The organism is Streptomyces sp. NPDC030820 (assembly GCF_055572075.1).
This window is the reverse complement of record NZ_JBVIEB010000004.1, coordinates 497,539-518,653: the sequence shown is the minus strand read 5'-3', so window position 1 is coordinate 518,653 and position 21,115 is coordinate 497,539. Positions and strand designations below refer to the sequence as shown.

20 protein-coding genes and 1 riboswitch are annotated in these 21,115 nt (G+C 70.9%); of the genes, 12 read left to right on the top strand and 8 right to left on the bottom strand.

Translation table 11 applies throughout. The features are described 5' to 3' along the window. Positions 1-4 precede the first annotated feature (4 nt). On the top strand, positions 5-1,396 hold the full coding sequence (locus ACZ418_RS14210) for a M1 family metallopeptidase (protein ID WP_468362055.1): 1,392 nt from the start codon (positions 5-7) through the stop codon (positions 1,394-1,396). Between the two features lie 38 nt (positions 1,397-1,434). Here the strand turns inward: ACZ418_RS14210 and ACZ418_RS14205 are convergent, their stop codons facing one another. Together ACZ418_RS14205 and ACZ418_RS14200 are read right to left on the bottom strand one after the other, a co-directional pair. After that, entirely contained in the window at positions 1,435-2,403 is a 969-nt protein-coding gene (locus ACZ418_RS14205) for a bifunctional GNAT family N-acetyltransferase/NUDIX hydrolase (RefSeq protein ID WP_468362053.1), read from the bottom strand. Between the two features lie 113 nt (positions 2,404-2,516). Next, positions 2,517-3,092, bottom strand: a complete 576-nt coding sequence (locus ACZ418_RS14200; RefSeq protein ID WP_208900159.1) for a TerD family protein — start codon at positions 3,090-3,092, stop codon at positions 2,517-2,519. Positions 3,093-3,255: 163 nt separating this feature from the next. Here ACZ418_RS14200 and arfB point away from each other — a divergent pair, with 163 nt between their 5' ends. Together arfB and ACZ418_RS14190 are read left to right on the top strand one after the other, a co-directional pair. Next, a complete protein-coding gene (gene arfB / locus ACZ418_RS14195) occupies positions 3,256-3,693 on the top strand; it encodes an alternative ribosome rescue aminoacyl-tRNA hydrolase ArfB (RefSeq protein WP_468362050.1) in 438 nt (145 codons plus the stop codon). A gap of 163 nt (positions 3,694-3,856) precedes the next feature. After that, positions 3,857-4,717 carry a sigma-70 family RNA polymerase sigma factor gene (locus ACZ418_RS14190; RefSeq protein WP_468362048.1) on the top strand — a complete coding sequence of 287 codons (861 nt, stop codon included), beginning with the start codon at positions 3,857-3,859 and terminating at the stop codon, positions 4,715-4,717. Between the two features lie 13 nt (positions 4,718-4,730). Here the strand turns inward: ACZ418_RS14190 and ACZ418_RS14185 are convergent, their stop codons facing one another. After that, on the bottom strand, positions 4,731-5,222 hold the full coding sequence (locus ACZ418_RS14185) for a flavin reductase family protein (RefSeq protein WP_468362333.1): 492 nt from the start codon (positions 5,220-5,222) through the stop codon (positions 4,731-4,733). A gap of 416 nt (positions 5,223-5,638) precedes the next feature. Between ACZ418_RS14185 and cdgB the strand changes: the two genes are divergently transcribed. Next, positions 5,639-7,294, top strand: coding sequence for a diguanylate cyclase CdgB (gene cdgB, locus ACZ418_RS14180; RefSeq protein ID WP_468362046.1), 1,656 nt, complete (start codon positions 5,639-5,641; stop codon positions 7,292-7,294). A 116-nt stretch (positions 7,295-7,410) separates the two neighbouring features. Further along, positions 7,411-8,343, top strand: a complete 933-nt coding sequence (locus tag ACZ418_RS14175; protein ID WP_468362044.1) for a CBM35 domain-containing protein — start codon at positions 7,411-7,413, stop codon at positions 8,341-8,343. Positions 8,344-8,390: 47 nt separating this feature from the next. Here ACZ418_RS14175 and ACZ418_RS14170 read toward each other — a convergent pair whose 3' ends face one another. The 3 genes from ACZ418_RS14170 to ACZ418_RS14160 form a co-directional block, all read right to left on the bottom strand. Beyond that, on the bottom strand, positions 8,391-9,320 hold the full coding sequence (locus ACZ418_RS14170; RefSeq protein ID WP_468362042.1) for a 1-phosphofructokinase family hexose kinase: 930 nt from the start codon (positions 9,318-9,320) through the stop codon (positions 8,391-8,393). 121 nt (positions 9,321-9,441) lie between these two features. Beyond that, positions 9,442-10,587: an N-acetylglucosamine-6-phosphate deacetylase gene (gene nagA / locus ACZ418_RS14165; RefSeq protein WP_468362040.1), complete on the bottom strand. Its 1,146-nt coding sequence runs from the start codon at positions 10,585-10,587 to the stop codon at positions 9,442-9,444. Further along, positions 10,587-11,537 (bottom strand): ROK family protein, encoded by a 951-nt coding sequence (locus tag ACZ418_RS14160; protein ID WP_468362331.1) that lies wholly within the window; start codon positions 11,535-11,537, stop codon positions 10,587-10,589. Before ACZ418_RS14160 ends, nagA begins: the two co-directional genes overlap by 1 nt. 160 nt (positions 11,538-11,697) lie before the next feature. On the opposite strand from ACZ418_RS14160, the gene ACZ418_RS14155 reads away from it, so the two are divergent. The 3 genes from ACZ418_RS14155 (at position 11,698) to otsB (ending at position 14,109) form a co-directional block, all read left to right on the top strand. Beyond that, the gene (locus tag ACZ418_RS14155) at positions 11,698-12,942 is read left to right on the top strand and encodes an extracellular solute-binding protein (RefSeq protein ID WP_468362329.1); all 1,245 of its coding nucleotides are present in this window, start codon (positions 11,698-11,700) and stop codon (positions 12,940-12,942) included. A gap of 35 nt (positions 12,943-12,977) precedes the next feature. After that, positions 12,978-13,202, top strand: a complete 225-nt coding sequence (locus tag ACZ418_RS14150) for a DUF3263 domain-containing protein (protein ID WP_468362038.1) — start codon at positions 12,978-12,980, stop codon at positions 13,200-13,202. Positions 13,203-13,275: 73 nt separating this feature from the next. Continuing rightward, a complete protein-coding gene (gene otsB / locus ACZ418_RS14145) occupies positions 13,276-14,109 on the top strand; it encodes a trehalose-phosphatase (RefSeq protein ID WP_468362036.1) in 834 nt (277 codons plus the stop codon). On the opposite strand, the gene ACZ418_RS14140 is transcribed toward otsB, so the two are convergent. Further along, positions 14,097-15,599: an alpha,alpha-trehalose-phosphate synthase (UDP-forming) gene (locus tag ACZ418_RS14140; RefSeq protein WP_468362034.1), complete on the bottom strand. Its 1,503-nt coding sequence runs from the start codon at positions 15,597-15,599 to the stop codon at positions 14,097-14,099. The genes otsB and ACZ418_RS14140 overlap by 13 nt on opposite strands. Before the next feature lie 72 nt (positions 15,600-15,671). Beyond that, complete coding sequence (locus tag ACZ418_RS14135; RefSeq protein WP_468362032.1) at positions 15,672-16,616, bottom strand: glucosyl-3-phosphoglycerate synthase; 945 nt, start codon at positions 16,614-16,616, stop codon at positions 15,672-15,674. A 132-nt stretch (positions 16,617-16,748) separates the two neighbouring features. Then, positions 16,749-16,889: riboswitch (SAM riboswitch) on the top strand. Positions 16,890-16,906: 17 nt separating this feature from the next. On the opposite strand from ACZ418_RS14135, the gene thrC reads away from it, so the two are divergent. The 4 genes from thrC (at position 16,907) to groL (ending at position 21,049) form a co-directional block, all read left to right on the top strand. Then, entirely contained in the window at positions 16,907-18,190 is a 1,284-nt protein-coding gene (gene thrC, locus ACZ418_RS14130) for a threonine synthase (protein WP_468362030.1), read from the top strand. After that, positions 18,187-18,462, top strand: a complete 276-nt coding sequence (locus ACZ418_RS14125) for a MoaD/ThiS family protein (RefSeq protein WP_004000249.1) — start codon at positions 18,187-18,189, stop codon at positions 18,460-18,462. The genes thrC and ACZ418_RS14125 overlap by 4 nt, the downstream gene beginning before the upstream one ends. 431 nt (positions 18,463-18,893) lie before the next feature. Next, on the top strand, positions 18,894-19,100 hold the full coding sequence (locus ACZ418_RS14120; RefSeq protein WP_019057200.1) for a cold-shock protein: 207 nt from the start codon (positions 18,894-18,896) through the stop codon (positions 19,098-19,100). Between the two features lie 326 nt (positions 19,101-19,426). After that, complete coding sequence (groL, locus tag ACZ418_RS14115) at positions 19,427-21,049, top strand: chaperonin GroEL (RefSeq protein ID WP_468362028.1); 1,623 nt, start codon at positions 19,427-19,429, stop codon at positions 21,047-21,049. Positions 21,050-21,115: the final 66 nt, after the last annotated feature.

The following is a 21,115-nucleotide window of genomic DNA, read 5'->3' as shown; positions in this document are numbered from 1 at the left end:
TGACATGTCCAGATCCGTACGCCTTGTGCCGGCCGCCGCGGCCCTGCTCGCCCTCGCCCTGACCGGCACCGCGTGCGACGGCGGTGTGCACGGCACCCCCGGCGGCTCCGGCGTACGCGACCCCTACTTCCCGAAGGCCGGCAACGGCGGCTACGACGTCGCGCACTACGACCTCACCCTCGACTACACCCCCGCCACCCGCCATCTCACCGGCACGGCGGTCATCACCGCCCGCGCCACCCAGGATCTGTCCGCCTTCGACCTCGACCTCGCCGGGCTGCACGTCGACTCGGTCACCGTCGAGGGCAGGAAGGCCCGCTTCAACCGGGCCGGCCAGGAACTCACCGTCCGCCCGCACGACGACCTGAGCAGCGGCGAGACCTTCCGCACCACCGTCCGCTACTCGGGCACCCCGCACACCCTCACCGACCCCGACGGCTCGCAGGAGGGCTGGCTGCCCACCGCCGACGGCGCCCTCGGCCTCGGCGAACCCGTCGGCTCCATGGCCTGGTTCCCCGGCAACGACCACCCCTCCGACAAGGCCTCCTACGACCTCACCGTCACCGTCCCCCAGGGCCTCCAGGCCGTCTCCAACGGCGAGTTGACGGACCAGTCCACCAAGGGCGGCCGTACGACCTACCACTGGCACACCGCCCAGCCCATGGCGAGCTACCTCGCCACGGTCGCCGTCGGCCACTTCGACCTCACCCGCAGCACCGGCCCGCACGGACTGCCGATCCTCAACGCCGTCGACCCGACCCAGGCGAAGGCGAGCGAGAAGGTGCTCGCGCAGCTCCCCGAGATCATCAAGTGGGAGGAGATCAACTTCGGGCCGTACCCCTTCTCATCCACCGGCGCGATCGTCGACCGCCCCGATGACGCCGGCTACGCCCTGGAGACCCAGAACCGTCCCGTCTTCCCCGGCGCCCCGGACACCGGCACCCTGGTGCACGAACTCGCCCACCAGTGGTACGGCGACTCGGTGACCCCGAAGTCCTGGCAGGACATGTGGCTCAACGAGGGCTTCGCCACCTACGCGGAGTGGCTGTGGCGGGAGGACCACGGCGGCGAGAGCGCCCAGCAGACCTTCCTGGACTACTACAACGGCGACGACAAGGCCATCTGGGCCTACCCGCCCGCGAAGCCGTCGAGCGCCGCGCACATCTCCGACAGCCCGGTCTACGAGCGTGGCGCGATGGTCCTCCAGAAGATCCGGCAGAAGGTCGGCGACGACACGTTCTACGACATCATCCAGGGCTGGGCCGCCGCCCACCGCAACGGCAGCGTGAGCACCGCCGACTTCACCGCGTACGTGGAGAAGAAGGCCCCGCACAAGGACTTCACCGAGATCTGGAAGGACTGGCTGTACGGCGAGGGCAAACCGGCCCACCCGTGACATCCGTGACGGGCTGGGCGCCGCGTGGGCGCGACCGGCTACGACGAACCCGCAGTCGCCCACGCGTCCAGCAGTCCCGCGAGTCCCGGCGGCCACACCGGCTCGGGTGCCTCGGCCAGTTCCCACCTTGTCCACCAGCGCCGGCTGAGGATGCCCTCGGCCGCGTGTGCGGCGGCGAGCTGGTGGCCGGCCGGGTCCCGGCGCGGGCCGCGGGTGACGTAGATGTGCTCGTGCTGGCGGACGGGGATGCCCGCGCGCGTGAAGTCGTGCTCCCAGGTGCACAGCAGTTGGCCCGGCTCCAGGTCGGTCCAGCCGGTCTCCTCGGCCAGCTCCCGCAGGGCGCCCTCGCTCGGGGACTCGCCGGGCTCCAGGCCACCGCCGGGCAGGGCCCAGTGGAAGCCGACCTCGTCGTTGTCGTACTGGAACAGGAAGACCGCGCCGTCCGGGTCCACGACAGCGATCCGGGCCGCCCTCCTCGGGGTGCGCGACTCCTCGCCCAGCACCTTGCGCAGCACGGCGCAGGGGCGGCCGAGGGCGCGGTCGGGGCGGTGGTCGATCACCTCGTAGCCCAGGGCGGTCCAGAAGGCCAGGGCCTTGGGGTTGTTGGCGAGGACGGCGAGCCGTACGGCGCTGCGGCGGCCCTGAGCGCGGAAACGGTCCTCGACGAGGCCCGCGAGGGCACGGCCGTGGCCCTTTCCGTGCTCGGCCGCGTCCACCATCAGCAGCCCGATCCAGGGGTCCGGGTCGGCGGGGTCGGGGTGGTGGGCGCGTGTGCCCGCGAGTCCGACGAGCCGTCCCTCCTCCGTGCGGGCGAGCAGCACCTCGGCCCCCGGCCCGGCCAGGTCCTCGGCCACGGTGGCCGCGACCTGCTCGGGACGTATGTCGTCCGGGTCGGGGAAGTCGCCGCTGAGCCGGTGGAACTCGCGGTTGGACGCGTAGAGCGCGGTGAGCTCGGCCAGCAGCGGCGGCGGCAAGTCCCGGCCGGGGGACAGAGGTTCGAGAATCACGCAGGCAAGCTATCCCCGAGGAGCCGCTGCCCACCCCCGGTTTCCTGTCACCCGGGGATCCGCAAGCCCCGACCGGCCCGGCCGGGGCTCAGCGCAGCGTCCGGCTGTGTCCGTCAGACGTTCACACCGAAGTCCTGGGCGATGCCGACCAGGCCCGAGGCGTAACCCTGGCCCACCGCGCGGAACTTCCACTCCGCGCCGTTGCGGTACAGCTCGCCGAAGACCATGGCCGTCTCGGTGGCGGCGTCCTCGGAGAGGTCGTAGCGGGCGATCTCGGCGCCGCCGGCCTGGTTGACGATGCGGATGTAGGCGTTGCGGACCTGGCCGAAGTTCTGGCCGCGGTTCTCGGCGTCGTAGATGGAGACCGGGAAGACGACCTTGTCGATGTCGGCCGGGAGCGCGGCCAGGTTGACGTTGATCGCCTCGTCGTCGCCGGCGCCCTCGCCGGTGCGGTTGTCACCGGTGTGGACGATGGAGTTGTCCGGGGTCTGCTTGTTGTTGAAGAAGACGAAGTGCGCGTCCGAGTAGACCTTGCCCTGGCCGTTGACCGCGATGGCGGAGGCGTCCAGGTCGAAGTCCGTGCCGGTGGTGGTGCGGACGTCCCAGCCGAGGCCCACGGTGACGGCGGTCAGGCCCGGAGCCTCCTTGGTGAGCGAGACGTTGCCACCCTTGGACAGGCTTACAGCCATGTTGGGAGTCCCTTCCTTGGATATGTGTGGTGCAGTGCCGTTGAAGCTACCGTCACCGGGGAGAACGTCGAGGGGGGTACCGGTGGTTCCGGGTCCCTTTACCTTTTTTACCGAGCGGGGGATCCGGAAATCCAGGTGACGCGGACCGGGCACGGCCGGGAACATGGAGGGCATGTCCGGTCCTTACGTCATTCGCGGCTCCGTCTCCCTTCCCGAGGCCGAGCTGATGTGGCGTTTCTCCAGGTCGTCCGGGCCCGGCGGACAGCACGTCAACACCAGTGACTCGCAGGTCGAGCTGCGCTTCGACCTCGCCCGCACCGAGGCGCTGCCCGCGGTCTGGAAGGAGCGCGCGCTGCAGCGGCTCGCGGGCCGGCTCGTCGACGGCGTGGTGAGCGTACGGGCCTCCGAGCACCGCTCCCAGTGGCGCAACCGCGAGGCCGCCGCCGTACGCCTCGCCGCCCTCCTCGCGGAGGCCAGCGCGCCCCCGCCCAGGCCGCGCAGACCGACCCGGATCCCGCGCGGCATCAACGAACGCCGGCTGCGGGAGAAGAAGCAGCGCTCGGAGACGAAGCGGGGCCGCTCGGGCCGGGACTGGGCGTGAGCCCGGCGGGCGCGGGGTGGCGCTCGTCACCCGCACGGCCCGCCGCCGCGCCGCCGAGCGGTCACATTCGCCGCCTGCCGTTCGTCAGTGAGTCAGTGAGTCAGTGAGTCGGTGGGTCGGTGGGTCAGCGGACCACCAGGCGACGGAAAGGCCGGGCACCCCCATGAGCGACGACGAGCGGCAGCATCGCGACGACGAGTTTCTCGCCGAGCGGTTCGAGGCGTACCGGGGGCATCTGCGGGCCGTCGCCTACCGGATGCTGGGCTCGGCCGCGGAGTCCGAGGACGCGGTGCAGGAGGCGTGGTTCCGGCTGAGCCGGTCCGACACCAGTGAGGTGGACAACCTCGGGGGCTGGCTGACGACCGTCGTCGGCCGGGTCTGCCTCGACATGCTCCGCTCCCGCCGCTCGCGGGGCGAGGAGCCCCTGGACACCTGGCATCCCGGAGCCTCCGCCGAGCCGGACCCCGTGCAGGACGCCGTGCTCGCGGACTCGGTCGGGGTGGCGCTGCTGGTCGTCCTCGACACGCTCTCGCCGGCCGAGCGGCTGGCGTTCGTGCTGCACGATCTGTTCGGTGTGCCGTTCGAGGAGGTCGGCGGGATCCTCGGGCGCAGCCCGGCCGCCGCGCGGCAACTGGCCAGCCGGGCGCGGCGCCGGGTGCGGGGCGCGGAGACGCCGGAGGCCGACCTGGCGCGGCAGCGGGAGGTGGTCGACGCGTTCCTGGCGGCCGCGCGGGAGGGGGACTTCGACGGCCTGCTGGAAGTGCTCGACCCGGACGTGGTGGCGCGCAGCGAGGCGGGTGTGACCGCCGGTGCGGTGGGGGTCGCCTCCGGTGCGAAGAGCTTCGCCCATCTGGCCCGCGTGGCGCGTCCCGCGCTGGTCGACGGGGCGACGGGGCTGGTCGTGTACGCCGACGGTCGCCTCGAGCGCGTCCTGACGTTCACCTTCGTCGCCGACCGCATCACGACCATCGACATCGTGACGAACCCGGAGGACCTGTCGCAGCTGACCGTCGAGCCGGTGTAGCGGAGCCGCCGGGTCACCCCAACTGCCGGTACCGGCCCCGGAAGTACAGCAGCGGGCCGCCCTCCGCGCTCGGGACGTGCGCGGTCAGGACGCGGCCGATGACGAGGGTGTGGTCGCCGGCCGTCACCCGCTGCTCGGTGCGGCACTCCAGCGTGGCCAGCGCGCCGCCGACCAGCGGGGCGCCGGTGGCCTCGCCGCGGACGTAGGGGATGTCCTCGAAGAGCAGCCGGTCGCTGATGCGGCCCTTCATGGCGAAGCGGCCCGCGATGTGCCGCTGGCTCTCGGTGAGGACCGACACCGCCCACAGGGGCTGTTCGTCGAGCAGGTCGTCCATGCGGGCGCCCGTACGCAGGCTGACCAGGACCAGCGGCGGGTCGAGGGAGACGGACATGAAGGCGGTGGCGGTCATGCCGACGTCCTCCATGCCCGGCGCGTCCGGGTCGTCGGGGTCCAGCGGCGGCTCCTGCGCGGTCACCAGGACCACTCCGGCGGCCAGCCGGGACATCGCGGCCCGGAACTCGTCGTTGCTCACCCCCTCAGCATGCCCGGAAGCGGCGGGGGCGGTGGGTGAGGGAATCTTCAGCACGCCCGAAACGCTAGTCTTCGCCCCGCACGGGCCGCATCGGGCCTTCGCCCGAGCCGGGTCCTAGGACCAACGGACGTCCGCTGTGTGCACCTTCTGAACAGTCCCCAAAAGCTTGCGTTCAGTAAACGGACGCGGAAAATGCAGAAACTCCACTCAATTGTTCATGTTCACCTGTGACTTGAGTCACAAGGGCCAGGAATTGTTGACCCTGTGTACCGAGTGGGCAGCGCGCTGTGATTCAGTGGCGGGGAAACTGGAAGCACCATAAGAGGCACCCTTAAGAAGCGCCGAAGACAACCCTTGATTCGCTGCGAGGTCTCGGGGGGAGGGCGAGCATGGACACCGAGTCGGAGCCGTATGTCCGTCTTGCGTCCCTGCGGCAGCTGCACCAGGTCATGGCCGACATGAACACGGCACGCAGCCTGGCGGACACACTGCAGACCGTCGCCGACGGCGCCGTACAGGCCCTCGGGTACGAGATGGCGTGCGTGAACCTCGTACGCCCCGACGGCGATCTCGTCGTCGCCGCGTTCGCCGGGAACTCCGCCGCCGAGGCCCTGATCACCGGCCGGGTCGGCTCCCGCGAGTCCTGGGACCGCCGGCTGAACATGGGCGAGCGCTGGGGCGACCTGATCTTCATACCGCACACCGAGGGCTGGGTGCTGGACGACGACGACGTCCCCCAGTGGTTCACGGACGGGCCCGCGCCGCGCTTCGAGGACGAGTGGCACCCCTCCGACCGGCTCTTCGCCCCCATGTACACGCCGGGCGTCTCGGGCGGCTCACGCGGCGAGCTGCTCGGGGTCATCTCGGTCGACCGGCCGCGCAACGGCCGCCACCCCGGCGCCTGGGGCCGCGAGGCCCTGCAGATGTACGCCTTCCAGGCCGCCATCGCGATCAGCAACGCCCGGCTGCGCGCCAACATGCAGCGCGCCCTGGTCCGCCTGGAGCGCGAGCAGCAGGCGCTGCGGGCGAGTGAGGAAAGCTTCAGGCAGGCCTTCGAGTACGCCCCCTCCGGCATGGCCATCGCCGAGATGGGCGGCGACCAGCACGGCCGCATCCTGCGCACCAACGACGCCCTGTGCCGTCTCCTCGGCCGCCCGGCCTCCGCGATGCGCCGCTACTCCTTCTCCGACCTCGTCCATCCCGAGGACATCGGCACGCTGCTGCGGACCTCGGCGGAGGGCGGCCGTGCGGAACTCCGCCTGGGGCGCCGCGACGGCACGTACGTCTGGGTGAGCCTGCGCAACAGTGTCGTCGCGGACGCCGCCGACGGCCCTCGTTTCCTCCTCACCCACGTCGAGGACATAGAGGAACGCAAGCGCCGCGAGCTGCAGCTCGCCCACCGCGCCTCCCACGACTCGCTCACCGGCCTGCCGAACTCCGCCGAGCTGCGCTCCCGCCTGTCCGCCCGGCTGTGCCGGCGCCCGTCCCACACCGGCGAGCTGGAATCCCTGGACGCGGCCTACGGCCACCCCGCCTTCGACGCCGCCGTCAGTCACGGCTTCGACTTCAGGCCGGGCGCGGACCCGTACGACACCTTCGACCACCACGTCCACACCGTCGCCCCCGAGGACGGCCGCGACGACGGCACCAAGGGCCTCGCGGTGCTCTTCTGCGACCTCGACGGCTTCAAGTCGATCAACGACCGCTTCGGCCACAACGCGGGCGACGCGGTCCTCATCGAGGTCGCGCGAAGGCTCAGCAGGGGCGTCCGCGACGGTGACACGGTCGCCCGCCTCGGCGGCGACGAGTTCGTGATCCTCGCCGACGGCCTCGGCCGGGCCGACGCCCAGGACCTCGCCGTACGGCTGCGCAACGAGATCATCCAGCCGATCCGGGCCGAGGGCCGGGCCGTCCGGGTGGGCGCGAGCTTCGGCATCGGGTGGGCACACTGCGGCATGACGGCGGACGAAGTGTTGAAGTCAGCCGACGAGCGGATGTACGTAGAGAAACGATCTCGTCCCAAACAACACCGGCGCGCCGGATGACCCGCAGGTCAGGGACTTGATGCGATTCGAGTCACCCGTTTGGCACAGGCGGAGCGGGTAGGCTCGCCATTCAGACCTGTACCGCATCCGCTCGCACCCGCTGAGGAGACCTAGGGATGACGCCCGGCGAAAACGGCCCGAGCACGCCCGAGGACGACGACCCGTTCGGCTATCTGTACGCCGACGGCCAGGCCAGAGGGGCCCAGCCGCCGTCCGGCGGTTACGGCTACCCGAACTCGGTCAGCAGGGTGCGGGCGGTCGGCGAGCGGCAGTACGGCCAGCAGCAGGCCGCCTACGGCCAGGGGGTGCCGCAGCAACAGGCCGGCTACGGCCAGCCGAACGCCTACTACCAGGCCCCCGAGACCCTGCCCGGCGGCGCCCCGCCCAGCAGCCCCCGTTCCGCGCCGCCCGCCCCCGGCCGCCGCGGCCCGAACACCAAGGGCCTGCTGATCGGCGCGATCGCGGTGGTCGCGGCGGTCGTCATCGGCATCAGCGTGTCGATGCTCACCGACAACTCGGACGACGGCAAGACCGGCAACCAGGCGGGCGGCACCCCGAGCCAGTCGCAGACCAGCGAGCCGAGCCCGTCGAGCAGCAACTCGGCGGCGAGCGGCGACCTGCCGAAGGTCGACGCCGCGAGCAGCTCCGTACAGCTGGCCGGAGGCGCCGCCGTGGCGTCGGACGTCAAGGGTGCCCAGGGTGCGGGCGGCAAGTATGTGGGTGGCCTGAGCACGGTGGGCGCCTCGGTGACGTGGACCGTGGACAACATCCCCGAGGAAGGCACCTACACCCTGCTCGCGCGGTACGACAACCCAGGTGAGGACCAGAAGATGACCCTCACCGTCAACGGCGAGAAGTTCGGCAGCGGTTTCAACTTCGCCAACTGGACGCACCTGTCCGACCCGACGCAGGCATGGACCGAGAGCTATGCGTTCCCCACGCTGAACAAGGGCTCGAACACGATCTCGCTCTCCTGTCAGCCCGGCGACAAGTGCAACGTCCTCTTGGACAAGCTCTCGCTGAAGAAGGGCAAGGTGGGACGGAACTGAGCCGCTTGGCGGTTGTCAGATTGGCCTGTGGGTGGCTTTGCGCCAACCTAGGCTGCGCTGACCACCCCGGTCACCGTCACCCGCCCCCGCAGCTCCTCGTACACCGCAGGGTCGAACTCGCCCGCGGCCGGGGCCCGTACCGTCGCCGCCGACAAGGCGACCGCGCGGGCCAGGCGCTCTGGCCACGGCAGGCGCTCGACGAGGCCCGACAGCAGGCCGGCCACCACCGAGTCGCCCGCGCCCGTCGGGTTGCCGTGGACGCGGGCCGGTGGGGTGGCCCGCCAGCGGCCCTCGGGGGTGACGGCCAGTAGGCCCTGTGGGCCGAGAGAGGCGACCACTGCGTGGGCGCCGCGGCGGCGGGCGTCCTGGGTGGCGCGCAACGGTTCGTGGGAGCCCGTCAGTTCGGCCAGTTCGTCGGCGTTGGGTTTGATGAGGTCGGGGCGGGCGGCCACCCCGCGGCGGAGCGGTTCGCCGCTGGTGTCCAGCAACACGAAAACGCCGTGGGCCCGTGCCACGCGGACCAGGTTCGCGTACGCCCCCACCGGTACCCCCGGCGGCAGGCTGCCGCACAGGGCCACCGCCGAGGCGGACGGCAGCAGTTCCTCGTAGCGGTCGAGGAAGGCGCCCCACTCGGCCGGCGCTGTCGCGGGGCCCGGCTCGTTCAACTGGGTGGTGTCACCCGAGAGTTCGTCCACGACCGCGATCGTGCGCCGGGTCGCCCCAGCGACCGGCACCAGCGCGTCCGTCAGCCGGGGGATCCCGGCCAGCCGGCCGCGTATCGCCCGCCCGGTGCCGCCGCCCGCGAACCCCGTGACCGTCACCTCGTGCCCGAGCGCGGCCAGCACCCGGGCGACGTTCACGCCCTTGCCGCCCGGCCGCTCGACGACCTCCGAGACCCGGTGCGAGGCGTGCGGACGCAGCGACCGTACCCGATAGGTCAGGTCGAGAGCGGTGTTCAGCGTGACCGTGAGGATCACCCGGGCCGACCTCCCTCGAAGTCCATGCGCCTGTCATCGGTTCCGGGGGCACGATCATGCCAAACAGACGGCGGCCGGCCCAGTCGCGAGTCGGCCGCCGTCCAGGGAAAAGACGGGCAGATCAGGCCAGTTGGGGCGGGACCACCAGCCACTCGCCCCGCCGCATCACGCCCTTGAGGTCGAAGTCGGCGTCCAGCACCAGCAGGTCGGCGTCCTTGCCCGGCTCCAGCGAGCCGATGCGGTCGGAAAGGCCCAGGAGGCGGGCCGGGTTGACGGACAGGGCCTGTACGGCGTCCTCGACCGACAGCTGATCGACGGTCACCGCCCGCTTGAACGCGCGGTCCAGGGTGAGCGTGGAGCCCGCGATCGAGCCGCCCTCCACCAGCCGGGCCACCCCCTCGCTGACCTCCACCTCCAGCGGGCCGAGCATGTAACGGCCGTCGCCGATCCCGGCCGCGTCCATCGCGTCCGTGATGAACGCGACCCGGTCCGCCCCCGCGCGGTGGAAGGCCAGCTCCAGCGCGGCCGGGTGGAGGTGCGTGCCGTCGTTGATCAGCTCGACCGTGACCCGCTCGTCCTCCAGCAGGGCGGCGACGGGACCGGGCGCGCGGTGGCCGAGGGCGGGCATGGCGTTGAACAGGTGCGTGGCGACCGTGGCGCCCGCCTCGATGGCCTCGACCGTCTGCTCGTACGTGGCGTCCGTGTGCCCGATCGCCGCGATCACGCCGTGCTCGGCGAGCAGCCGTACGGAGTCGATGCCGCCCGGCAGCTCGGTCGCGAGCGTGACCATCATCGCCCTGCCGCGCGCGGCGTCGATCAGCTTGCGCACCTCGGCCGGGTCCGGGTCGCGCAGCAGCGACTCGGAGTGCGCGCCCTTGCGGCACGGCGAGATGAACGGCCCCTCGAAGTGGATACCGGCGATCTCGCCCTGCTCGGCCAGCTCGCTCAGCAGCCCGGCCTGCGTCGCCAGAAGGTCCATCTCGTCGGTGACGGTGGAGGCGACGAGGGTGGTGGTGCCATGCAGGCGGTGGGCGCGGATGGCTTTCATGATGTCGTCCGGGGTGCCGGAGAAGGAGGCTCCGCCGCCGCCGTGGTTGTGGATGTCGACGAAGCCCGGTACCAGCCAGTGGCCGGTGAGGTCGAGCGTCTCGGCGCTCTCGGCCGTCCCCGCCACGATCTTCGTACCCTCGACGGAAACGCGCCCGTCGTCCACCACTCCGCCGGGCAGCACCACCCGAGCACCTGTGAGAACCAAGCTGCGAGCCATCAGGCGCTTACCTCCGGAGTCGTAGAAGTGGTTGTCGTGGCCAGCAGGTCGCGGGCCAGCAGGCCCGCGCCCAGACAGCCGGCGGTGTCGCCGAGGGCGGCGGGGACGATGGTCGGGAGCTTCTGGAAGGTGACCCGGCGCCGGACGGCGTCGCGCAGCGGTGGGAACAACACTTCCCCCGCCTCGGCGAGACCGCCACCGATGATCACGGTGCGCGGGTCCAGCAGGGTGACCGCGGTGACCAGGCCGTCGGCGAGCGCGTCGACCGCCTGCTGCCAGACCCGGACGGCGTTCGGGTCGCCGGACGCGACGGCCTTGGCGCAGTCGACAGCGTCCGCTTCCGGGTCCCCGCAGGCCGCCGCCCAGGCCTCGCTGACGGCGGACGCGGAGGCGTACCGCTCCAGACAGCCGCGCTGCCCACAGGGGCACGCGATCCCGCCGGGCCGTACGACGACATGCCCGATCTCCCCGGCGAAGCCGTGCGCGCCCGCCTCCACCCGGCCGTCGATGCCGATGGCGCCCGCGATCCCGGTGCCGAGCGGCACGAACAGAAACCGGTCGGCGCCCCTGCCCGCGCCGATCCGGCCCTCGGCGAGACCGCCGGTGCGCACGTCGTGGCCGAGGGCGACGGGAATGCCGAGCCGCTCGGTGAGCAGGGCGCGCAGCGGTACGTCCCGCCAGCCGAGGTTGGCCGCGTAGGCGGCGATGCCCTGCTCCTCGTCGACGATGCCGGGGACCGCGAGGCCGGCAGCGGCGGCGGCCTCGCCGTAGTGCTCCGCGCCGTACGTGTGCAGCTCGGCGGCGAAGTCGAGGATCGCCCCGACCACCGCGTCCGGGCCGCGCTCGCGTCCGGTGGCGCGGCGGGCGCGGTGGAGCAGCTCGCCGTCGTCGCCGACGAGGGCGGCCTTCATCCCGGTACCGCCCACGTCCAGGGCGATGACATGTCTCACCACGGGCCCTAGTGTGGCCCTCGCACCCGCGAGAGGTCTAGTCCACTCACGTGGTGTAGACCTTATGTGTCCATATGTTGAACGGTCAGACGGCAGGGTTGGGGTTTTGAGGGTGCGTCGGTGTACGGCAGGAACGATCGCGGTGGTGTCCGCACTGGGCATGACGGCGGTCCTCGGCGGCTGCGGGAGTACGGGCTCCTCCGACGTGACCCTGAGACTCGTCGCCGCCGACTACGGCGACTCCGCCGCCAACAGCTCGAAGAAGTACTGGGACACCCTGGTCAAGGAGTACGAGTCCAAGCACCCCGGTGTGAAGATCGACGTCAGCGTGTACTCATGGAACGACGTCGACGCCAAGGTCAAGGACATGGTCGCCGCCGGCCACGCCCCGGACCTCGCCCAGATCGGCTCCTACGCCGACTACGCGGCCGACGAGCTGCTCTACCCGGCCTCCGACCTGCTTTCCATCCGCACCCAGGCCGACTTCCTCTCCCCGCTCTCCGACGCCGGCCAGTGGAACCACACGCAGTACGGCATACCCTTCGCCGCCTCCACGCGCGTGCTCTTCTACAACAAGACCCTGTTCGCCAAGGCCGGCATCACCCCGCCCACCACCTGGGACGAGCTGGCCGCCGACGCCAGGGCGCTCAAGGACAAGGGCGTGAAGTACCCCATCGCGCTGCCGCTCGGCCCCGAGGAGGCCCAGGCCGAGACGATGCAGTGGCTGCTCAGCGGCAGCAACGGCGGCAGCGGCGGCAACGGCTACACCGACGACATCGGCACCTACACCATCGACTCCGCGCCGAACGTCCGGACCTTCACCTGGCTCAAGGACGAACTGGTCGACAAGGGCCTGACCGGGCCGGTCGCGCCCGGCAAGCTCAACCGCGCGGACGCCTTCGCCGCCTTCGCCGACGGCCAGGTCGGCATGCTCAACGGGCACCCCACGCTGATCCAGCAGGCCGAGAAGAAGGGCGTGAAGTTCGGCATGGTGCCGCTGCCGGGGCGCACCGGCACGGCCAGGGCCTCCATGGGCGTCGCCGACTGGATGATGGCCTTCAAGCAGAACGGTCACCGCGACCGGATCGGCGACTTCCTCAACTTCGTCTACAGCGAGAAGAACGTCCTGGCCTTCTCCCGCGAGTACGGCCTGCTGCCGGTCACCGGCTCCGCCTCCAACACCATGAGCGCCTCGGACGCCCCGACCGACAGCCCCCTGCACCCCTTCCTCGACCAGCTGCCGACCTCCGAGCTGTACCCCGTCGGCAAGACCTCCTGGGCGACGGTCAGCGCGGCCGTGAAGCAGAACATCGGCCAGGCCGTCGCCCCCGGCGGCGACCCCGCCGGCGTCCTGACCCGCCTCCAGGCGACGGCGACGGCGGCGGACAGCAGCGCCAAGAACTGAGCGCGCCTGTCAGTGCCCACCGCTACGGTGACTGCATGGAACTCGCCCCCCGCGAACAAGCCATCCTCGCCCTGGAGCGCCGCGGCTTCCCCGGCCCCGGCGCGAAGGAGCGTGCGATACGCGAGGAACTGGGTCTGTCGCCGGTCCGCTACTACCAACTCCTGAACGCGCTGCTGGACGACGAGCGCGCACTGGCGGCGGACCCGGTGACGGTGAACCGCCTGCGGAGGGTGCGGGAGACCCGGCGCACGGAACGCTGACGGGTGGGTGGAAACGGGGTCCAGGGGCGGAGTCCCAGGAGTGAGTCCGGCCGAGCCTGGATAGTGTCGCTCCATGGACCCTCTGCCGACCCCGCAGACCCAGCCCGGCCGCGACGGACTCGCCGCACTCCTGGCGAAGCCGTCCGCAGCGATCGTCGGCCTGGACTTCGACGGCACGCTGGCCCCCATCGTCGCCGACCCGGAGCAGGCCCGCGCCCACCCCGAGGCCGTACCGGCCCTCGCCGCACTCGCTCCGAAGGTCGCCTCCGTCGCCGTGATCACCGGCCGCCCCGCCGGAGTCGCGGTCCGCTACGGCGGCTTCGCCGGCGTCCCCGGCCTGGAGCATCTGACCGTCCTCGGCCACTACGGCGCCGAACGCTGGGACGCGGTCACCGCCACCGTCACCGCCCCGCCCCCGCACCCCGGCGTCGCCGCGGCCCGCGCCGAGCTGCCGGGCGTGCTGGACCGTGCCGGCGCCTGGCGCGGCACCTGGATCGAGGAGAAGGGCCGGGCGGTCGCGGTGCACACCCGCCGTGCCGACGACCCGCAGGCCGCGTTCGAGGCCCTGCGCGGCCCCCTCACCGACCTCGCAGCCCGCCACGGCCTGATCGTCGAACCCGGCCGCCTGGTCCTGGAACTGCGCCCGCCGGGCATGGACAAGGGCGTGGCCCTCGCCGACCACGTCCGCAGGACCGGCGCCGAGTCCGTCCTCTACGCCGGCGACGACCTCGGCGACCTCCCCGCCTTCGCCGCCGTCGACGAACTCCGCGCCGACGGCGTCCCCGGCCTCCTGGTCTGCAGCGGCAGCACGGAGGTCACGGAGCTGGCGGAACGCGCGGACGTGGTGGTGGACGGCCCGCCCGGGGTCGTCCGCCTGCTGCGGACCCTCGCGGCTCAGCTGGACTGAAGCTCCTCCAGCGCCTGCAGCTGATCCATGAACCACTGGGCCGGAGGAAGCGCGGTGGCCGCCGCGGCCAGCCTCTTGGTGCGGTCCGCCCGCTCCTCCGGCGGCAGGGACAGCGCCTCGTGCAGGGCGCGCGCGGTCTCCAGCACGTCGTAGGGGTTCACCACGAACGCGTTGCCGCCCAGTTCCTCGTACGCCCCCGCCTCCCGCGACAGCACCAGCGCACACCCCTCGTCGGAGACGACCGGCACCTCCTTGGCGACCAGGTTCATGCCGTCCCGGATGGGGTTGACCAGCGCCACGTCGGCCAGCCGGTAGGCGGCCAGGGAGCGCGCGAAGTCGTCATGGACGTGGAGGACGACCGGCGTCCAACCGGGCGTGCCGTAAGCCGAGTTGATCTCCTCGGCCATCCGCTGCACCGCCGCCGTGTAGTCCCGGTACACGGCGAGGTCCTGCCGCGACGGATACGCGAACGCGAGGTGCACCACCCGCTCCCGCCACTCGGGGTGCTCCTCCAGCAGCTGCCGGAAGGCGAGCAGGCCGCGCACGATGTTCTTCGACAGCTCCGTGCGGTCGACGCGGACGACGGCCTTGCGGCCCGCGCCGATCTCCGCCCGCAGGGCCGCCATCCGCTCCTCGACGTCCGGCTCGTGCGCGCGGGCCCGCAGGAAGTCGGCGTCGGCGCCGAGGGAGTGCACGCCGAGGTACGTACGACGACGCCCCTCGCGCAGGTGCTCCACGTATCGAGGGGTGCCCGAGGGCCGGCCCACCAGGTAGCGCTCGGGATCCAGGTCCTCGGTGCACCTCTGGAAGGCCGTCGCCCACCGCCAGGTCAAAAACGCCACCCGGTCCGCCCCGAGCATGCCCGCCATCAGCTGCTCTCGGATGTCCTGCGGAAGCAGCCCGAAGTAGTCGGGGGGCGCCCACGGGGTGTGCGAGAAATGGCCGATCCGCAGGTCGGGGCGGAGTTCGCGGAGCATCCCGGGCACCAGGCACAGGTGGTAGTCCTGCACCAGCACCGCCGCCCCCTCGGCCGCCTCCTCGGCCAGCGCCTCGGCGAACGCCCGGTTGTAGGCCTCGTACGACGCCCACTGCCGCCGGAACTCCGCGTCGAAGGCCGGCTCCAGCGGGGTCTGGTAGAGCATGTGGTGCACGAACCACAGCACCGAGTTGGCGACGCCGTTGTAGGCGTCGGAGTGCACGCTCGCGTCGATGTCGAGCATCCGCACCCGCTGCCCGCCGGTGTCCTCGTCCGGCAGCAGCCCGCCGCCCGCACGGCGTACGGCCTCCCGGTCCCCGTCGCCGAGCGCCGAGCACACCCACAGCGAGTCCGCGTCCGATCCGATGGCCGACAGCCCCGAGACCAGCCCGCCGCCGCCCCGCTTGGCGCGCAGCGAGCCGGCCCCCTCGTCGTCCACCGTGTACGAAACCGGGCCGCGGTTGGACGCGACCAGTACCTGAGCCTTCTCGGCAGCACCCTGCGTGGAAGCCATGGTCCTCAACCTAGCCCGGCCCGGAAACGCTCAAACGTACGGCCACGCCGGGTGTCGCGGCCGTATACCAACTCAGGCCACCCGGCGCTCGGCGTACTCGGCGATCTCCACCATCGGCGGCCGTTCCTCGGTGTCCACCGAGTAGGTGCGCGGCTCGAAGCCGTCCTCGCCCCGCTCGAACTGGGTGAGGGCGGGACGGATCAGATGGCCGCGGGCCAGCCTCAGCTGGGCCGTACGGTAGATCGCCGCGGCCATCCGGCCCAGCGCCTGCCCGTCCTGGTGGCGGTGCTTGCGCACGCCCACGTCCACCTGTGCCAGCGCGTCGAGACCCACCAGGTGCAGGGCGTCCACCAGCATGCCCAGCTCCACGCCGTACCCGACCGGGAACGGCAGCTGTTCCAGCAGCGAGCGCCGGGCCGCGTACTCGCCGCCCAGCGGCTGTACGAATCCGGCGAGCTGCGGCCAGTGCATGTTCAGCAGCGGGCGGGCCATCAGCTCGGTGACCCGGCCGCCCTGGCCGGCCGTTCCGGCGAGCGGACGGTCGTACATCGCCTTGACCAGGTCCACGTCCGGCTCGGTGAGCAGCGGGCCGACGATCCCGGTGACGAAGTCGGGGGAGAACTCCTTCAGGTCCGCGTCGACGAAACAGACGATGTCCCCACTGGTCACCAGCAGGGAGCGCCACAGCACCTCACCCTTTCCGGGGACGGCGGGGATGCGCGGCAGGATCTCGTCCCGGTGAACGACCCGGGCGCCCGCGGCGGCGGCGACCTCGGAGGTGCGGTCGGTGGAGCCGGAGTCGACCACCACGATCTCGTCGACGAGCGGGACCCGCTCCACCAGGTCGTGGCGGATGATCGCGACGATGTCGCCGACGGTCTCCTCCTCGTTGAGCGCGGGCAGCACGACGGACACCGACTGGCCCGTACGCTGCTTGGCGGCCAAGATCTTGTGCAGGGGGCGATCGGTCACGGACCAGGAGCGGGTGCTCAGCCAGCGCTCGACTTCTTCCAGCACGGTCGGCGGCTCCTCACTGTTGTCTCGCGGTTCGGACGACTCTCTCAACTGTCTTGGCCTTCGGTTACAGTCTTGAACAACGCTGGTGACCATCGCATGTCGGGGGTCAGCCAGGCGCTCACAACCGCATACCGCTCATCCAGAGGGGCAGAGGGACACGGCCCGATGAAGCCCCGGCAACCCCCCTGAGCCGCACTCGTTCACGCGAGGCTCCCGGCCAGGGAAGGTGCCAAATCCGTCTCACGGCGAGATGCGTCGTGAGGAAGATGAGGAGAAAGGGCCTCGCCTCCATGGCTGTGCAGACAGTTGCAAGCTCCACCGATTCCACCGTCGACCTCGGTCCCGCCGCGGCCCTGAGCTGTCGCGAGTGCGGTCACCGCGTCCCGCTCGGCCCGGTGTTCGCCTGCGAGGAGTGTTTCGGCCCGCTGGAGATCGCCTACGACTTCTCCGCCTACGACACCGAAGAGCTGCGCCGCCGGATCGAGTCCGGCCCCGCGAACATCTGGCGGTACGCGCCGCTGCTGCCGGTCCCGGCCGACGTGGCCGACAAGCCGAACCTGAACCCGGGCTGGACCAAGCTCGTCAAGGCCGACAACCTCGCCCGTGAACTCGGCGTCACCGGCGGCCTGTTCGTCAAGGACGACTCCGGCAACCCGACGCACTCCTTCAAGGACCGCGTGGTGGCCCAGGCCCTGGAGGCCGCCCGCGCCTTCGGCTTCACCACCCTGTCCTGCTCCTCCACCGGCAACCTCGCCGGTGCCGTCGGCGCCGCCGCCGCCCGGGCCGGCTTCCGCTCGTGCGTGTTCATCCCGCACGACCTGGAGCAGGGCAAGGTCGTCATGGCCGCGATCTACGGCGGTGACCTCGTCGGCATCGAGGGCAACTACGACGACGTGAACCGCTTCTGCTCCGAGCTGATCGGCGACCCGGCCGGCGAGGGCTGGGGCTTCGTCAACGTCAACCTGCGGCCGTACTACGCCGAGGGCTCCAAGACCCTCGCGTACGAGATCTGCGAGCAGCTCGGCTGGCGGCTGCCCGACCAGATCGTGGTCCCGATCGCCTCCGGCTCCCAGCTCACGAAGATCGACAAGGGTCTGCAGGAGCTGATCAAGCTGGGGCTCGTCGAGGACAAGCCGTACAAGATCTTCGGTGCGCAGGCCGAGGGCTGCTCGCCGGTGTCGACCGCCTTCAAGGCCGGCCACGACGTGGTCCGTCCCCAGAAGCCGAACACCATCGCCAAGTCCCTCGCCATCGGCAACCCGGCCGACGGCCCGTACGTCCTGGACATCGCGCGCCGCACGGGTGGTGCCGTGGAGGACGTGACGGACGAGGAAGTCGTCGACGCCATCAAGCTGCTGGCCCGCACGGAGGGCATCTTCGCGGAGACGGCGGGCGGTGTGACCGTCGGCGTCACCCGCAAGCTGATCAAGGACGGCGTCCTGGACCCGACGAAGACCACGGTGGTGCTCAACACCGGTGACGGCCTGAAGACCCTTGACGCGGTGGCCGGGACCGGCCTGACCGCCACCATCCGACCGACCCTGGACTCCTTCCGAGAGGCTGGCCTCGCATGAGCGTGACCGTTCGCATCCCCACCATCCTGCGCACCTACACCGGCGGGCAGGCCGAAGTGGCCGCCGAAGGTGCCACCCTCGCCGAGGTCATCGCCGACCTGGAGAAGAACCACACCGGCATCGCCGCGCGCGTGCTGGACGACCAGGGCAAGCTGCGCCGGTTCGTGAACGTCTACGTCAACGACGACGACGTGCGCTTCGAGCAGGGCCTGGAGACCGCGACCCCGGACGGCGCCGGTGTCTCCATCATTCCGGCCGTCGCCGGCGGCTGATCGTTACCTTGGGTAACTTCAGTTACGCATTGTTCATCGAATTGCCCCCTCCGTGAGAGAAGCGGAGGGGGCAATTCTGTGTGATTGAGCGCGGTAGAGTTGGGGAACACGCTCCCGGACCGCCGGTCGGGGACCCTGTATTGATGCCGCAGACCCGACAAGAAGTAGCCAAACTGCGCGGGTTCTATGCGGCTTTTGTGGCGGTTCATGGAGCCCGACTTGCCCTGAAGTCAGGTGAATTCTCCCCACATTCCGGACCGTTCCCGTCCAGAATTCTCGTCCGATTGACCTGTTGCAGACGGCAGTTGGACAGATACATTCAGCCGCGGTCGACGCGTTCCGGCGCACGCCCCCGACCGATGGGGGGTGAGGTCTGACCCGGGTCCGCGAAGTGTGGATCTGTGCAAGGGCCAGTAATAGGGGAGTTAGGCATGGCTCAGGGCACCGTCAAGTGGTTCAACGCGGAGAAGGGGTACGGCTTCATCGCGGTCGACGGTGGTGCGGATGTTTTCGTCCACTACAGCGCGATCCAGATGGACGGTTACCGCACCCTGGAAGAGGGGCAGCGGGTCGACTTCGAGATCTCGCAGGGCCAGAAGGGCCCGCAGGCGGACATGGTCCGGCTGGCGACCAGCTGAAGCACGCGTCGACTGTCAGCGACGTTCTTCGTTCATCTTCGCAGGGCCCGCACCTCGCTCGGGGTGTGGGCCCTTCGTCGTGCCCGGGTGACGGTGTTCGCGGGCGGCTGACGGGGGTGCCGTACCCCGTAGGGCGCTTGCACTCGACCATGCCGAGTGCTAATCATTGGCGTTAGCACTCTGAAGGTGAGAGTGACAGTGAAGGACCGGGTCGGTGAGGCCCGCAGGCCAAGTGGGGCAAGGAACCACGCGGCCGGCGAGCCGTCCGTCGCGGGCGCGGGCGCGGTCCGAAGGAATCACCCCCAGTCCTGGAGGGACCACTTCACATGGCCAAGATCATCGCGTTCGACGAGGAGGCGCGGCGCGGCCTCGAGCGCGGCATGAACCAGCTCGCGGACGCCGTGAAGGTGACGCTCGGCCCCAAGGGTCGCAACGTCGTCCTCGAGAAGAAGTGGGGCGCCCCCACGATCACCAACGATGGTGTCTCCATCGCCAAGGAGATCGAGCTCGAGGACCCGTACGAGAAGATCGGCGCCGAGCTGGTCAAGGAAGTCGCCAAGAAGACGGACGACGTCGCCGGTGACGGTACGACCACCGCGACCGTGCTCGCCCAGGCCCTGGTCAAGGAGGGCCTGCGCAACGTCGCCGCCGGTGCCAACCCGATGGCCCTCAAGCGCGGTATCGAGAAGGCCGTCGAGGCCGTCTCCGCCGCCCTGCTGGAGCAGGCGAAGGACGTCGAGACCAAGGAGCAGATCGCCTCCACCGCGTCCATCTCCGCCGCCGACACCCAGATCGGCGAGCTGATCGCCGAGGCCATGGACAAGGTCGGCAAGGAAGGCGTCATCACCGTCGAGGAGAGCAACACCTTCGGCCTGGAGCTCGAGCTCACCGAGGGCATGCGCTTCGACAAGGGCTACATCTCCGCCTACTTCGCGACCGACATGGAGCGCATGGAGGCGGTGCTGGAGGACCCGTACATCCTCATCGCCAACTCCAAGATCTCCTCGGTCAAGGACCTGCTCCCGCTCCTGGAGAAGGTCATGCAGTCGGGCAAGCCGCTGCTGATCATCGCCGAGGACGTCGAGGGCGAGGCCCTGTCGACCCTGGTCGTCAACAAGATCCGCGGCACCTTCAAGTCCGTCGCCGTCAAGGCCCCGGGCTTCGGTGACCGCCGCAAGGCCATGCTCGGCGACATCGCCATCCTCACGGGCGGCGAGGTCATCTCCGAGGAGGTCGGCCTCAAGCTGGAGAACGCGACCCTGGACCTCCTGGGCCGCGCCCGCAAGGTCGTCATCACCAAGGACGAGACCACCATCGTCGACGGTGCCGGCTCCTCGGAGCAGGTCAACGGCCGGGTCAACCAGATCCGCGCCGAGATCGAGAACAGCGACTCGGACTACGACCGCGAGAAGCTGCAGGAGCGCCTGGCGAAGCTCGCCGGTGGTGTCGCGGTCATCAAGGCCGGTGCCGCCACCGAGGTGGAGCTCAAGGAGCGCAAGCACCGCATCGAGGACGCCGTCCGCAACGCCAAGGCGGCCGTCGAGGAGGGCATCGTCGCCGGTGGTGGCGTGGCGCTCATCCAGGCCTCCTCGGTCTTCGAGAAGCTGGACCTGGAAGGTGACGAGGCGACCGGCGCCAACGCCGTGCGCATCGCCCTGGAGGCCCCGCTGAAGCAGATCGCCGTCAACGCCGGCCTCGAGGGCGGTGTCGTGGTGGAGAAGGTGCGCAACCTGACCCCGGGCCACGGCCTGAACGCCGCGACCGGTGAGTACGTCGACCTGGTCGCCGAGGGCATCATCGACCCGGCGAAGGTGACCCGCTCTGCCCTGCAGAACGCCGCCTCCATCGCCGCGCTCTTCCTCACCACCGAGGCCGTCATCGCCGACAAGCCGGAGAAGGCCGCCGCGCCGGCCGGCGGCGGCATGCCGGGCGGTGACATGGACTTCTGATCCTTCCCGGATCACCTGTCCTTTCCGAGGGCGGCATCCCCAGCTTCCGGCTGGGGGTGCCGCCCT